This is a genomic window from Ferruginibacter sp. HRS2-29 (genome assembly GCF_024343615.1).
GTDB lineage: Bacteria > Bacteroidota > Bacteroidia > Chitinophagales > Chitinophagaceae > Ferruginibacter.
This window is the reverse complement of sequence record NZ_RJUB01000143.1, coordinates 80,892-95,056: the sequence shown is the minus strand read 5'-3', so window position 1 is coordinate 95,056 and position 14,165 is coordinate 80,892. Positions and strand designations below refer to the sequence as shown.

Genomic DNA, 14,165 nt, shown 5'->3' with positions numbered 1-14,165 from the left:
TTTTTTGCCCATAAGCTATTCAGTATCAAAACTGTTGGGGGTTGACCAACCGGTTGGCCAACTGGTCTGGCTTTGAACTTTTGTTTTGCTTTGTTCCCGGGTATCAAAAAAAAATCCTGGTAGTCAACAAATGAATTAATTATTGAAAAATCTTTTTAAAAAAAAGTTGATGGTATTTGAAACGTTTTTATCAAAAAGTGGCAATAGTATATGGGGGGAATTTCAGTGTGGGAAAAAAGTCGCCTTTTTCTGCAACGTTTTTGCCAAAATGGGTGAATACTCTAAGACGTTTATTCATTGCTTTAAACAGAAGGGCATAAAAAAGAATGTACCCACCCTTCGTAAAAAAAGGAGGGTAGGTACAAATTGTACCAGGGGAGTAGAAAATACAATGTCCCGGTACAAAATGTACCGGATTAATAAAAAAGATAGGGGGCTGGTACAAAACGTACCAACCATTCATTTAAAAAACAGGGCCGGTACAAAAAGCTGATAGCATGATACAGATAGACGTTTTAAAAAGTTTCAGGCAACGCTTCGGGTTGAGTCAACAGGAAGCAGCTACCATGTTGAGTACTACCCGAAGCCAGATTAAACTGGCCGAAAAAGGAGTGCGGCCGATACCTATTGATGTAGGTATACGCCTGCTCGAATTGGTGCAGCAAGTAGATGCCGGAAAGAACGATCGGCAACCGCAGTTACATATTACCGGGGCAGCAGAGCGCCAAAGTTCTATGCTACTGAGTGAACTGAAAGATGAACTGATAATCACCCGTTCTCAATTGACGGCCACCCATGCACAATTGATCAGGCTGCAACAAGAACAGGAAGTTTTATCTGCCTGTACGCAAAAGAGGGGCGAGTTGATAGACGTGTTGCAACAACAAAAAGTAGATACTGCTTTTCTGAACTGGGGAAGCAACGATATAAAAAGGAAATTAAGCGGCTGCCATGCAGATAAAAAACTCCGCCTGCAGCTGCAAAGAGATTTGCTTTTGGCCAAAGCAAATGTGATATCACAATACCTGGGCACCGGGGAGTAATTAACCCCCTGCCCACCCCGCAAAGGCCACGCGAACCTTTGCGGAAACGGAATTTTATTTTTTTAATCAAAAAAACAACTAACATGAATTACTCATTATTGAAACTGGAAACCATCGAAGCCTGCGACCAGAAACTCGCAGAGCTCACCCTCGAAAAAGAAGACCTCAATGTAAAGAGGGTGCAGCTGGTGCGCAGGCACACCGCCGCCGAAGTAACCGCCCCGCAGGTAACTACACAGATAGCCGAAGTACAGCTGGAGATCAACGGCCTCGACGCCATGATAGCCACCTACCCCGATGGCGACCTTAAAAACGAGTACCTCGCCAAACGCAGCAGCAAAGTAGCCAGGCTCAACGCCCTTACCCAGCGCCTCGAAGGCTTCAACGACATGGCCCTGCTCGACCAGGAATATGAAGTGAACTGCATCGACCGCAGCCTGGTAGAAACGGATGTGTTTATTGCGGCTATCAATGGGCGCAAGGCAGAACTGTAGGATCTATGATCTATGATCTAAGATGTATGATCTAAGATGTATGATCTATGATCTGTGTGGTTCGTTCACTGTCGCCGTCGTCTGGTTCCTGATAGAACTGTCACCCCGAGCTTGTCGAGGGGTTGCCGATGATAGAACTGTCACCCTGAGCTTGTCGAGGGGTTGCCGATGATAGACTGTCACCCTGAGCTTGTCGAGGGGTTGCCGATGATAGACTGTCACCCTGAGCTTGTCGAAGGGTTGCCGAACAACAGGTGATTTCACTGTCGTCTGGTTCCTGATAGAACTGTCACCCTGAGCTTGTCGAGGGGTTGCCGAAGGATACGTGATTTCACTGTCGTCTGGTTCCTGATAGAACTGTCACCCTGAGCTTGTCGAAGGGTTGCCGATGATAGACTGTCACCCTGAGCTTGTCGAAGGGTTGCCGAACGATGCGGGATTTCAGGGTCGTCCCGCTCCAGACCAACAACGGCCAGATAAGGATCATCATCACACCACCAAAGTGCTGATGCCGCAACAGGGTAACACCTGTAACAAAAGTGCGGCGGAGAACCTTGGCCGGGAAGACGGGAAGAAACGGGAAGCGAAACCAATTGCAGAGCGATATTAATATCCGGCAATGGTTGGCTTCCTTTTTTTTTATAAATGCGACGATGGGAAGAGGAAGCTGCTCACACCTCAGCGGCCGTCGTGTGGTACCATTCAGCATCCCGCAGCGCTTCAACTATTGAATGGGAGGCAACCGGGCCACCAGCCATCGGGCACGGGGCTGTCCCGTTTTATTTATTATGAGGTGGCTATGGTGAATAGGGTAAGCAGGAGGGATTATTTCTTCAGTTCGGGCCGGAGGATAATCAGGAACATCGTTTTATATTCGCATTTTATCACCTGTCAAAATTATCTATGCGCTTATTTACTCTCCAAACAATTGTTGTTCTTGCGATCGCCTCGTTGTTGTTCGCCTGCGGAAAGCCTGTTCCTGCAAGGCAGTTCATGTTTTTAAATTCGGGCGATAAGCCGCTAAACCTTGTGGTGGAAAGAGATGGTAAATATGAAGTGGATGAGGACGTGCCTGCGCATAGCAATGTAGCCAAATATTTAAAAGTGGGCAAAGTAAAACTACTGGCCTTTGACGGGAAAAAATGTGTACAGGTTTTTGAAGATTATGAAATAACAAAGGATTCGGCCAACCAGTATACCTGTATCGACCTGGAAGGGAATATCCATTATATGCTGGTAACAACATCGTACCTATATGGCGCTACCAATGGCCTGGCACAGGCGATTGCTGATGCTAAGGGCGGGAATGAAAAAAGTTTTCTAGGCCCGTTGATGTCTTCGGAAAAACCTTTTGTATTGGATTTTGCGCCCAAATGGCCTTATGAAAAACTCCCCAAAAAAATCGGCGCCCTGGAGGCGTCATGGGCATTGGTGCCGGTTTACGGAGATACTGCAGATAAGGCTGCACTGATTGCAGCTGCCGATGCGTACTTACATAGTTTACAGGCAGACTAAACGTGTTTTTTCGCTTTTTTCGAAAAGTATATAAAAACGGGAAAGCAACCGCTTGCTACGATCATCATATCGGGCAAGGGGAGCTTTCCCGTTCTTTGTTGTGGATGGGATGGTGTTGGTGAGGGTAAAAGGGGCGCTCGAAAAATATTATTTTTGTTCCTCGACCCTTTTGAAAAAATCGGAGAGTTTTATTTTGAAGTATTTGCACAAAACAGAAACCGTACTTACAGAAATATTCATACTGGAGGATTCGAGTCTTCCGATATGAATATTGGTATCTCCATAAACTTGTTCCTGCGTCAACCCCAATTCATTTCGAATTTGCTTAATCGTAGTCCCGATTTTCTTAATTAATTTTTCGTCTTTTAAGTTGATCATAATTAACCCGAAGAGACAACAAATTTTTCTATTAAATTATTACGTACATGTCATAAGTGTTTTGTATCTTTATTATGGACATTCTTCCACCATAAAATAAAAAATCTATGAACACTTTACCCGCCGAAATCCAGGAATATTATTATTCGCTGGATCAAAAACCTTCTACCGAAAACGCACAGCTGCTGATGGCAGCATTTTTTAAGGAATTTTCGCCGGAGAAGGCTGAGCAGGAACTTTGGCTGCTGCTGAGCGGGGCGCTTACCAGTACCCATCTGCCTTATGCAGCGCTGCCGGAAGAGAGGGGATGTATGTTGCATTTTTATGAGTGGATGAAGGTGGTGGTGAAGGCGGGGAGTGTGTTGGGGGCCGGATTGTAAAATTTGAAATAAATAGTTGAAGGTTTTTCGTTTTTACGGGAAACCTTTTTTTATGCCCAAATCTGTCAATATTTTTGGAGGTGATGGGGAAAACACCGGTGAGGAGTGAGGATTTTCCCGAAATAATCGTATAATGTGAGTCATTCGTACAGATAATGCCCAACCAAAACCCAGAACAACTTGCCAGAGATAGAATAGACATGCAACTGCATGCCTGTGGTTGGGTTATACAAAATAAGAATCAAATCAACCTGAATGCAGGTATTGGAGTAGCGGTAAGAGAGTATCAAACAGATATTGGTCCGGCTGATTATGTATTATTTGTAAATAAGAAAGCAGTTGGCATCATTGAAGCCAAGAGGGAGGAAGAAGGCGTTAGGCTAACTACTCATGAGGATCAGTCAGAAGGATACGCTTCTGCAAAATTGAAACATCTTGATAATGAAAAACTGCTTTTTGTTTATGAAAGCACAGGCGAAGTAACCCGTTTTACAAATTTCCAGGATCCAAAACCCCGGTCACGTCCAACATTTAGTTTTCACCGGCCTGAAACTTTTGCTGAGTGGCAACGCCAGGATAAGTCTTTGCGGGCAGCACTCAAAACGATTCCTGCATTACCAATTTTAGGATTACGGGATTGCCAGATCACTGCCATCAATAATCTCGAAGAGTCTTTTAAAGACAACCGGCCAAAAGCATTGATTCAGATGGCAACCGGATCGGGCAAAACATTTACTGCCATAACATTTATATATCGGTTACTAAAGTATGCAAAAGCTAAACGCATACTCTTTTTAGTCGATACCAAAAACCTGGGAGAACAAGCCGAGCAGGAATTTATGGCCTATGTTCCTAATGATGACAACCGGAAATTTACCGAATTGTACGGGGTTACCAGATTGAAAAGCGGATTTATACCTGCCGATAATCAGGTATACATATCTACCATACAAAGGATGTATTCCATTTTAAAAGGTAGCGAACTCGATGAGAGTGCAGAAGAATTGAACCCTAATGAAATCTGGCAGCCAAAGGAGCCGCTACCCGTTGTGTATAATGAAAAAGTGCCTCCGGAATTTTTTGATTTTATCGTAATAGACGAATGCCACCGGAGTATTTACAACCTGTGGAAACAGGTACTGGATTACTTTGACGTATTTCAGGTGGGGCTTACGGCTACGCCAGACAACCGAACTTTTGGGTATTTCAATAAAAACATCGTAAGTGATTATGGCTATGAGAAAGCGGTAATTGATGGTGTACTGGTTCCCTATAATGTATTTACTATAGAAACAAAGATCACCAAAGAGGGCAGTAAGATTGCCATGGGTGAAAATGTTGATAAACGGGAAAGGCTTACCCGACGAAAATTTTGGGAAGCGGTAGATGAAGATATAGAATACAGCGGTAAACAATTAGATAAGGATATTGTAAACCCGAGTACTATCCGAACTATCATCAGAGGTATCAAAGAAAATATACCCGCTATGTTTCCCGATCGAATAGATGCAGATGGAAAATTTGAAATTCCCAAAACACTGATCTTCGCCAAAACGGATTCGCACGCGGAAGATATTATTGATATTGTTCGGGATGAATTTGCGGAAGAAAATAAATTCTGCAAAAAAATTACCTATAAAAGTGAGGATGATCCAAAAACTGTGCTGGCGCAATTCAGGAATGATTATTACCCACGAATAGCAGTAACGGTTGATATGATAGCGACCGGTACCGATATTCGTCCGCTTGAGGTGTTGGTGTTTATGCGTGATGTTAAAAGTCGAAGTTATTATGAACAAATGAAGGGCCGGGGCACACGTACCTGCTCCGTGGAAGACCTGAAAGCAAAAGGTACTCCGTCTGCCAAATATTCCAAAGATCATTTTGTGATCATTGATGCTATTGGAGTGGAAAATTCGCAAAAAACAGATAGCCGGCCACTGGAGAAGAAGCCGGGGATGAGCCTGAAAGATGTACTGGCGGCTGTAGCCGTAGGCAATACTTCGGAAGACATCCTAAGTACACTTGCTAACAGGCTTATAAGACTTGACAAACAAATAAATGAAAATGAAAAGGCAGGATTTGCCGACCAGGCAAATGGTTTTACTATCAATCATGTAGTAAGGCAATTACTCAATGCCTACGATCCGGATACTATTGACGGTATTGAACATTCTATCGGACGTAAACTGGTTGGCGAAGCACCTTTGGAAATTGAAGCAGCTATTGAAAAAGAAAAGCAACAATTGATTGAACAGGCAGTCGCGGTATTTAATAATCCCGACCTGAGAAATTTTATAGTGGATGTACGTAAAAAATATGATCAGATTATTGACCATGTTAACCAGGACACCATCACCAATATTGGTTGGGTAAAAGATCAGAAAGCTGCAGCAGAAAATACCATCCACGATTTCAAAGCATGGATAGAAGCTCATAAAGATGAAATAACTGCGCTACAGATATTCTACGGACAGCCATACCAACGACGGGAACTCACATACAAGATGATCAAAGACTTGTACGAAAAAATCAAGATGGAACAGCCCTTGCTGGCACCGGCAAATGTTTGGCAAGCTTATCAGGTATTGGAAGGGACATCATTATCTGCCAGGAATGAGTTGGTCGCATTAGTAAGCCTCATCAGGCATATCAGCAATATCGATTCAACGCTCACCGGATATGATAAAACAGTTGATAAAAATTTCCAGGCATGGGTGTTTAAAAAACAGGCCGGCACAACTACAAAATTTAATGAGGAACAAATGCAATGGCTGCGTATGATAAAAGATTATGTGGCCGGAAGCTTTCACGTAGAGAAGGATGATTTTGAATTGGATCCTTTTAATAAGAATGGTGGGTTGGGGAAGATGTGGCAGTTGTTCGGAGAGGAAACTGATATCATTATCAATGAATTAAACGAAGTGCTGGCAGCATAAAATTTGAAAATGACATTAAAAGAATTACAACATAAAATTGCAGAATCTGTAAATAAAGATTTTTACCAGGGATATAAGCTTGAGGTTAAATTTCCTCATGTAAACTATTTGCAGCCTCTGGTTGGGGTAGCTGCCATTTATGAGTATATTTTAAACCAAATAGAAAAGTTCGACGAATATTCATTGATTCCTTCAGAAATTAAACCGTCTAAAGATTTGTTGAAAGGCCTACAGAAAAACATAATAGCTCTTGTGACGAGAGACGAAAATTATCCATCATACTGGAGTGACAATCTTTCGAGCTTAAAGAATGGCCAACCTCATATTTTTCTTCCAGCCTTTTCAGAAACTGAATTCCTGATAAATCTTAGTAAGGAGAATAACGTTCATTATGCCGGCGCATACGAATTCCTTAGTGGGAACATGCATCACGTTAACCATAAAAACTACTTTATTGGGTACATATTAGCGTATGAATTTGTGAGTAAAAACTTCTCAAAGATTGCAGAAAGAAAAGATTCAGAAAAAAAATCAATCCTGACCACCGCGACAAACTTCCAAAAAAAACTAGGAGAGGCTGAAAATGAAGTGATTGAATATATTGCAAATACCAATGAAAAATTCAATCAATATGCAGAAAAAATTGATGTGTTGAAATCACAGAAAGAAGAGGAGTTTAGCAATTGGTTTAAAGGCACTACTTCAAAATTTAATTCATTTAATACAGATTCGAATAAAAAAATAACAGAACTTGAAAGTTTATATATAGAAAAATTAAAATTAGAAGCGCCTGCACAGTATTGGAATAAGAGGGCTACGAAATTGAGAAAAGAGGGTAATAGATGGTTGATTGGAATGATTCTGTGTTTGGTGGTTTCAGTTTTTGTATTAGCTTTTATTTTAAATATGGTTGCAGATGGGACCTTGCAAAAAATCTTCGCTGAAACAACCACCGCTATTAAGTGGTCAGTAACTTTCATTACTTTAATTTCGTTCTTAGCGTATGGACTGCGAACTTTTGCTAAACTAACTTTTAGTTCTTTTCATTTAGTGCGAGACGCAGAGGAACGGGAACAGTTGACTTATGTTTATCTGGCACTAAAAAAGGAACAAAATATTGATCAAACTGAAAGGCATCTGATCATGCAGTCATTATTCAGTAGGGCCGATTCTGGATTATTAAGAGATGATTCAGGGCCAACCATGCCAGGAAATATTGTGGATCAAGTTACAAAGAGATAATATTATGAATTTTCAAATACCTAAAGGTTGGAAACGTGTAAAAGTTGGCGAATATGTCGTTTCTGTCAAAGGAAAAAAGCCCAAGCGCATTTCCTCCATAAAAACTAAAGAATTTTCAATTCCCTATGTAAACATTAAAGCTTTTGAGAAAAATATTATTGATGAGTATACCGATGGCATAGGCTGTACTTTATGTGAGGACGGAGATTTTTTGATGGTTTGGGATGGCTCTCGTTCTGGATATGTTGGGAAAGCAATTGCCGGAGCATTAGGTAGTACATTAGTCAAATTGAATTTTCCAGATATTTATAACAATTATGCATATTACTTCTTGCAGTCTAAATTTCTTGATATCAATACGAAGGCAAAAGGTGTAGGTATTCCTCATGTCGACCCTAATATACTCTGGAATTATGATTTATTAATTCCTCCTATCGATAACCAACAAGCCATTGTTTCCAAAATAGAAGAACTCTTTAGTGAGTTAGATAAAGGAGTAGAAAATTTGCGTCTTGCGCAAGAGCAATTAAAAGTTTACAGGCAGTCCGTTTTAAAATGGGCGTTTGAAGGGAGATTGACGAATGTGGAGGTTACGGAAGGCGTGTTACCGGAAGGCTGGGAGTGGCTAACAATGAATGATGTGTGTAATAAAATTGGTGATATTGATCATAAAATGCCTAAGCAACTTTCCTCGGGGTATCCTTATGTATCTACAAAAGATTTCACACACGATTTGAAAATATCTTTTGACAAAGCTAAATACATTTCGAAAGAGGATTACTTAAATCTTTCAAGAAAAATTAGACCGGAAAGAGGGGATATTATTTTCCCTCGCTACGGAACAATAGGTAAAAATATTTTGATAGATTTCGATAAAGAGTTTTTGGTCTCATATTCTTGTGCAGTAGTAAAACCTAATAGCAAGCTAGTATTATCAAAATACTTATACCTATATTCTTTGTCACCAAAGATTACAGATGAAATAAGAAAATATGTTGTGGAAACCACTCAAGCAAATATTGGAATTGCTTCAATTAAAAGTTTTGTATTTCCATTACCAACAATTGAAGAACAAAACAAAATCGTTCAAGAAATCGAAAGCCGCCTCAGTGTAGCTGACAAAATGGAGGAAAACATAATTCAAAGTATGCAGCAGGCAGAGGCGTTAAGGCAGAGTATTTTGAAGAAGGCGTTTGAAGGGAAGTTATTACCAACTGAAACTGTAGTTGCTATAAAGCCCAAAGCTAAAATAATTCCATTCGAACGTAAAGTGCTTGCAGGGAAACTCATTCATTTGTTGCACAAAGAAAAATATTTTGGCTTAACTAAATTTCAAAAGCTATTTTATTTGGTGGAGAATTTTTGTGAGGTTGAGTATGAAACCAATTTTATACAGGAAACAGCCGGACCATATGATAGAAATTTCACTGTTGGTTTTCGCAAAGAGATGAAAGATAAAAATTGGTTTGAGGAAGAACAAAAGGCGAGTATCACAAGGTTTATTCCTGGTGAAAATGTAGGTAGTCTCATTAAAGATTACTCAAAATATTTTAGAAGTAAGAGTCCTAAAATTGTTTTTATTATCGAACAATTAAAGGATAAGTCGACTCATGAATCTGAACTAATTGCTACTTTATATGCTGTATGGAATAACCGATTATTAAGTAATAAGTCAGTAAAAATTAATTTATTAGTTGAGGATTTCTTTAATTGGTCTCCAAAAAAAATAGAAGAATTTCAAGAAGAAGAAATTGTAAACGCATTTAAATGGATGAAAAAACTAAAGTTGATACCTACAGGATTTGGGAAAAGAATTTGACTGTTCTGGTCGTTGTATGAAAAATTTAAAAAAATAGAAAAGTTACAAATAATAAAAAATTATGGCAACGTTAGAGAATGTACCTAAAAACTATTCAGTATTAATTAACGAAGTAAGAACAGGGCAGGTTAAAATACCACAATTTCAGCGGCAATTTGTCTGGGATATCAAAAGTTCCGCAAAGCTAATTGATAGTATTATTAAGGGATATCCGATTGGGACTTTTATTTTTTGGCGTACTAATGAGGAACTTAGGGCAGTGCGTAATATTGGTAATATAGTCTTACCTGTTCAGGAAACAGGAGAATTTGTAAATTATGTGCTTGATGGTCAACAAAGAATTACATCTTTTTTTGCCGCAATAAATGGATCTCTTGTAGAGCGTGATGATAATAAATTCGAAGATTTTTCTAAAATATATATTGACTTGGATGCGAAAGGTGAAGACGAGATAGTTATTGTCGATAATTCTGGAAGACCGGCAAATAGTACTATTAAACTTAATGATTTAATGGAAGGAGATTTTACTTTTCTAGCAGGATTTCCAAAAAACTATCAAGATGTGATTCTCCGTTATCAAAACATTATTAAGGGATATAATTTTAATATTATCAATTTAAAAGAGGCTTCTATTGACGTAGCTACCGAAGTTTTTACAAGACTTAATGTCGGAGGGAAAGCACTTTCTCTTTTTGAGATTATGGTTGCAAAAACTTATGATGCAGTAGCAAAGTTTGATTTGGCTGAAAAATATCTACAACTTATTAAAGAATTATCAAAGGTTAAATACAATGAAATTCCCTCATCGACTATATTACAGGTGTTGGCGATGATTATTTCTAAAGATTGTACAAGAAAAGAAATTTTAAAACTTCCCAAAACAAAATTTGTTCAAAATTGGGACGAAGCCGTTGATTGTATAAAAAGGAGTGTGGATTTTTTTAGAGCATCAGGGGTACCAGTATCTAGACTTCTGCCTTACAATGCCTTATTGGTTCCGTTCAGTTATTTCTTTCATCTACATAAAGCAAAGCCTACAGGTGAAATGAAACAAATGCTTGATGATTTTTTTTGGAGGGTTTCTTTAGGTAATAGATATTCATCCGGTGTCGAAAGTAAACTTGCACAGGATGTTTCAAAAATTGAAAAAATTGTAAAAGGGAATTTGCCAAAATATGAATGGAGTATTGATGTTAGCCCCGAAAGTATAATGGAGGTTTCAACTGGTTGGTTTGGTACCGGCAGGAGTTATATAAAAGCCATTCTTTGCTTATATGCAATGCAAAAGCCTAAATCCTTTGATAATAATCTTGACGTCAATATTGATAATAGCTGGCTTAAAATTTCCACAAGTAAGAATTACCATCATTATTTTCCAAAAGCATGGATGAAAAAAAATTATCCAAGTATGAACGTTTGGGAATACAATCACATTTTGAATATTACAATTGTTGATGATTATCTCAATAAAAACCAAATCAGGGCAGCGGCCCCGGCCAGCTACATGAAAAGGTTTGAAAAAGGGAATCCTGAAATTATAAAGACCATGAAAACGCATTTAATTGGTGATTTCGATAAGTTTGGGATTTGGGATAATGATTATGAGAAATTCTATCAGTCAAGAGCTAAGATGGTCAGCAAAGAATTATTAAAGCGAATAATTGAACAAAAGACTGGAAATGAACATTACGATGATATTCCAGAAACATTGGAAGCAGAGCAAGAAGTTGAAATTGAAATCGGTAACGAAGAGGATTAGGTAAAAAAGCAGTCGTAATTAATAGGTATAAAAATGCGGCCTTGTTAATGAATATTTTATAATTAATTACATGAGTAATACTTCACAAAAGACTTCATCTATTGTTTCAAAAGTCTGGGCATTTTGTCAAACACTTCGAGATGATGGGGTAGGGTATGGTGATTATTTAGAACAACTTACTTATTTGCTATTTTTAAAAATGGCAGATGAATATAGTAACCCGCCGCACAATAGAAAAATGCCTATCCCTACAAATTACAATTGGGAAACGCTCGTCAATAAAAGTGGCGATGCTCTGGAAGTGCATTATAATAATCTGCTAAGGGAGTTAGCAAAAGAAAAAGGTATTCTTGGGCAAATATTTACCAAAAGTCAGAATAAAATTACTGACCCTGCAAAGTTGTACAAATTGATTGCATTGATCAACGCAGAGCAATGGGTGTTGATGGGGGTAAAAGACAAAGGAGATATTTATGAAGGGTTACTGGAAAAAAATGCAGAAGATACCAAGAGCGGTGCAGGACAGTACTTTACGCCAAGAGCACTGATTAAAACAATGGTGGATTGCCTGCGGCCAGAACCGATGAAAACAATTGCCGACCCGGCATGTGGTACCGGAGGTTTCTTTTTGGCGGCGTACGATTGGATGACGGAAAACAATGATCTGGATAAAAGCGGCAAAGAAATTTTTAAAATATGAAACTTTCTTTGGCAATGAAATAGTAGCAGGTACTAGAAGGCTTGCGCTGATGAATTTGTTCCTGCATAATATTGGTGATATTGATAGCACTAATGTAATGGTCTCTCCAAATGATTCTTTGATAGCCGCTTCGGAAGTTCGATACGATTACGTGCTTGCTAATCCTCCTTTTGGTAAAAAGAGCAGCATGACATTTACCAATGACGAGGGAGAGCAGGAGAAGGAAGATCTAACTTATAACAGGCAAGACTTTTGGGTAACCACCAGCAATAAGCAACTGAACTTTGTGCAGCATATAAAATCGATGCTGAAAACAACGGGCATGGCGGCAGTAGTACTACCCGATAATGTATTGTTTGAAGGCGGTGCAGGGGAAACCGTAAGGAAGAAACTACTGGAAACAACCAACTTGCATACCATATTACGGCTGCCAACAGGAATTTTTTATGCCAATGGGGTAAAAGCCAATGTATTGTTCTGGGATGGAAAGCCAAGCAGTAAGGATCCTTGGACGAAAGAGGTATGGGTATACGATTATAGAACAAATGTGCATCACACATTGAAGAAAAATCCGCTAAAAACGGAAGATCTTTTGGATTTTGTAAAATGTTATAATCCCAAGAACCGCAATAAGCGAAAGGAAACCTACAGCGAAACTAATCCCGAAGGGCGCTGGAGGAAGTTTACTTATGAAGAGATCATTGCCAGGGATAAAACATCGCTGGATATAACATGGTTGAAAGATAAGTCGCTGGCGGATTTGGATAATTTGCCTGATCCGGATGTGCTGGCATTGGAGATAGTGGAAAATATTGAGGCTGGGTTGGAGAATTTTAGGAGTATAATTGAACAACTCAAAAAATAATTAATCATTAAAAACTAAGAAAATGCCTGAAGTATTCGGAAATTTTTTGATAAAATTTATCAACGGTTTCTATAGCGGTGAATATTTCAACAATTACCAAGCTACAGTTAATCCAGAAGGTATTTTGGCACTTACTAATTTTGAAGATTTTGTAGGAACTTTCGAAACTACATGGACCGAATCGGATATTCCACATACGTCACTCTTGACTGTAAACAGAGTCGGTGATATTTATACGCTTAGTTGGACAAATGTTCGAAGGTCTGGAGTTAATATCGATGTAGAATTTGATGGTCGCGGATTTATCAGAGATGGGATTTTGAATTGCTATTACAGTATGAGGCAAATTTAATTCAGATATCCAGTCTAAAATCTCGCAAGGCAGCGATGATTATCGCGGCAGTGTCCACCACCCGTGGCATTGAGATCCTTCATCCTCGATCGTGGCTCACAGATCATACCCATCCGAACGGCGTTCAGCGGGGCGTGCATTATCGATCATAGATCTTAGATCATCGATCATAGATCATAGCTGTTTCTTCGGCGGCAATGCAAACGCCACCGCATCATGCTCAAAATGCCCCTTGTGGCTGCCATCGCAAAAAGGTTTGTTCTTGCTCAAGCCGCAGCGACAGAGCGATACGATCTCTCTTCCGCCCAGGTGGTAGGGGTTGCCAAGTTTATCTACTATTTCAAAATCGCCTTCTACTTTGAGGGAGCCATTATCGTTGACGGTTAATTTTACGGGCATGGGGGGTAAGTTGTAAGTTTTAAGTACTAAGTTATAAGTGCTAAGTTAGGAGTTATGGGTTATAAGTTATGAGTAATAAGTTATGAGTTTTTGCAACGGCGGATATTTTCAGCGGGTACACCCAATGAGCAGGAGATAGAAGCGAAGAGATTGGTTTGCTTCGTACCTCGCAACTCCTCGCAATGGCCGGGAGGTGGAAGCCAAAGTTAAAAGCGAAAAGCGCCCCATAACTTATCACTTATCACTTATAACTTATAACTCTCCACCACTTATTTCGCAA

The 14,165-nt window shown here is 39.4% G+C and carries 13 protein-coding genes; 11 read left to right on the top strand and 2 right to left on the bottom strand.

What is annotated here, in order from left to right; translation table 11 throughout:
- The first annotated feature begins 497 nt into the window (after positions 1-497).
- The 3 genes from EGI32_RS16670 to EGI32_RS16660 all read left to right on the top strand — a co-directional run bounded on the left by EGI32_RS16670 (position 498) and on the right by EGI32_RS16660 (position 3,052).
- Positions 498-1,043, top strand: a complete 546-nt coding sequence (locus EGI32_RS16670; RefSeq protein ID WP_255154628.1) for a helix-turn-helix transcriptional regulator — start codon at positions 498-500, stop codon at positions 1,041-1,043.
- A gap of 83 nt (positions 1,044-1,126) precedes the next feature.
- On the top strand, positions 1,127-1,537 hold the full coding sequence (locus EGI32_RS16665) for a hypothetical protein (protein ID WP_255154629.1): 411 nt from the start codon (positions 1,127-1,129) through the stop codon (positions 1,535-1,537).
- Positions 1,538-2,440: 903 nt separating this feature from the next.
- Complete coding sequence (locus tag EGI32_RS16660; protein ID WP_255156488.1) at positions 2,441-3,052, top strand: hypothetical protein; 612 nt, start codon at positions 2,441-2,443, stop codon at positions 3,050-3,052.
- A 147-nt stretch (positions 3,053-3,199) separates the two neighbouring features.
- Here the strand turns inward: EGI32_RS16660 and EGI32_RS21430 are convergent, their stop codons facing one another.
- A complete protein-coding gene (locus EGI32_RS21430; RefSeq protein WP_369681677.1) occupies positions 3,200-3,430 on the bottom strand; it encodes a helix-turn-helix domain-containing protein in 231 nt (76 codons plus the stop codon).
- Between the two features lie 107 nt (positions 3,431-3,537).
- On the opposite strand from EGI32_RS21430, the gene EGI32_RS16655 reads away from it, so the two are divergent.
- The 8 genes from EGI32_RS16655 to EGI32_RS16620 all read left to right on the top strand — a co-directional run bounded on the left by EGI32_RS16655 (position 3,538) and on the right by EGI32_RS16620 (position 13,486).
- Positions 3,538-3,810 (top strand): hypothetical protein, encoded by a 273-nt coding sequence (locus EGI32_RS16655; RefSeq protein ID WP_255156487.1) that lies wholly within the window; start codon positions 3,538-3,540, stop codon positions 3,808-3,810.
- 200 nt (positions 3,811-4,010) lie between these two features.
- On the top strand, positions 4,011-6,749 hold the full coding sequence (locus EGI32_RS16650; protein ID WP_255156486.1) for a DEAD/DEAH box helicase family protein: 2,739 nt from the start codon (positions 4,011-4,013) through the stop codon (positions 6,747-6,749).
- A 9-nt stretch (positions 6,750-6,758) separates the two neighbouring features.
- Positions 6,759-7,991 (top strand): DUF6161 domain-containing protein, encoded by a 1,233-nt coding sequence (locus tag EGI32_RS16645; RefSeq protein WP_255156485.1) that lies wholly within the window; start codon positions 6,759-6,761, stop codon positions 7,989-7,991.
- Between the two features lie 4 nt (positions 7,992-7,995).
- Positions 7,996-9,810: a restriction endonuclease subunit S gene (locus tag EGI32_RS16640; protein WP_255156484.1), complete on the top strand. Its 1,815-nt coding sequence runs from the start codon at positions 7,996-7,998 to the stop codon at positions 9,808-9,810.
- A gap of 61 nt (positions 9,811-9,871) precedes the next feature.
- Positions 9,872-11,569: a DUF262 domain-containing protein gene (locus EGI32_RS16635; protein ID WP_255156483.1), complete on the top strand. Its 1,698-nt coding sequence runs from the start codon at positions 9,872-9,874 to the stop codon at positions 11,567-11,569.
- Between the two features lie 70 nt (positions 11,570-11,639).
- Entirely contained in the window at positions 11,640-12,269 is a 630-nt protein-coding gene (locus EGI32_RS16630) for an N-6 DNA methylase (protein WP_255156482.1), read from the top strand.
- Entirely contained in the window at positions 12,229-13,134 is a 906-nt protein-coding gene (locus tag EGI32_RS16625; protein WP_255156481.1) for a class I SAM-dependent DNA methyltransferase, read from the top strand. The genes EGI32_RS16630 and EGI32_RS16625 overlap by 41 nt, the downstream gene beginning before the upstream one ends.
- 22 nt (positions 13,135-13,156) lie before the next feature.
- Positions 13,157-13,486, top strand: a complete 330-nt coding sequence (locus EGI32_RS16620) for a hypothetical protein (protein ID WP_255156480.1) — start codon at positions 13,157-13,159, stop codon at positions 13,484-13,486.
- 174 nt (positions 13,487-13,660) lie between these two features.
- On the opposite strand, the gene EGI32_RS16615 is transcribed toward EGI32_RS16620, so the two are convergent.
- Positions 13,661-13,885: a CDGSH iron-sulfur domain-containing protein gene (locus EGI32_RS16615; RefSeq protein WP_255156479.1), complete on the bottom strand. Its 225-nt coding sequence runs from the start codon at positions 13,883-13,885 to the stop codon at positions 13,661-13,663.
- Positions 13,886-14,165 lie beyond the last annotated feature (280 nt).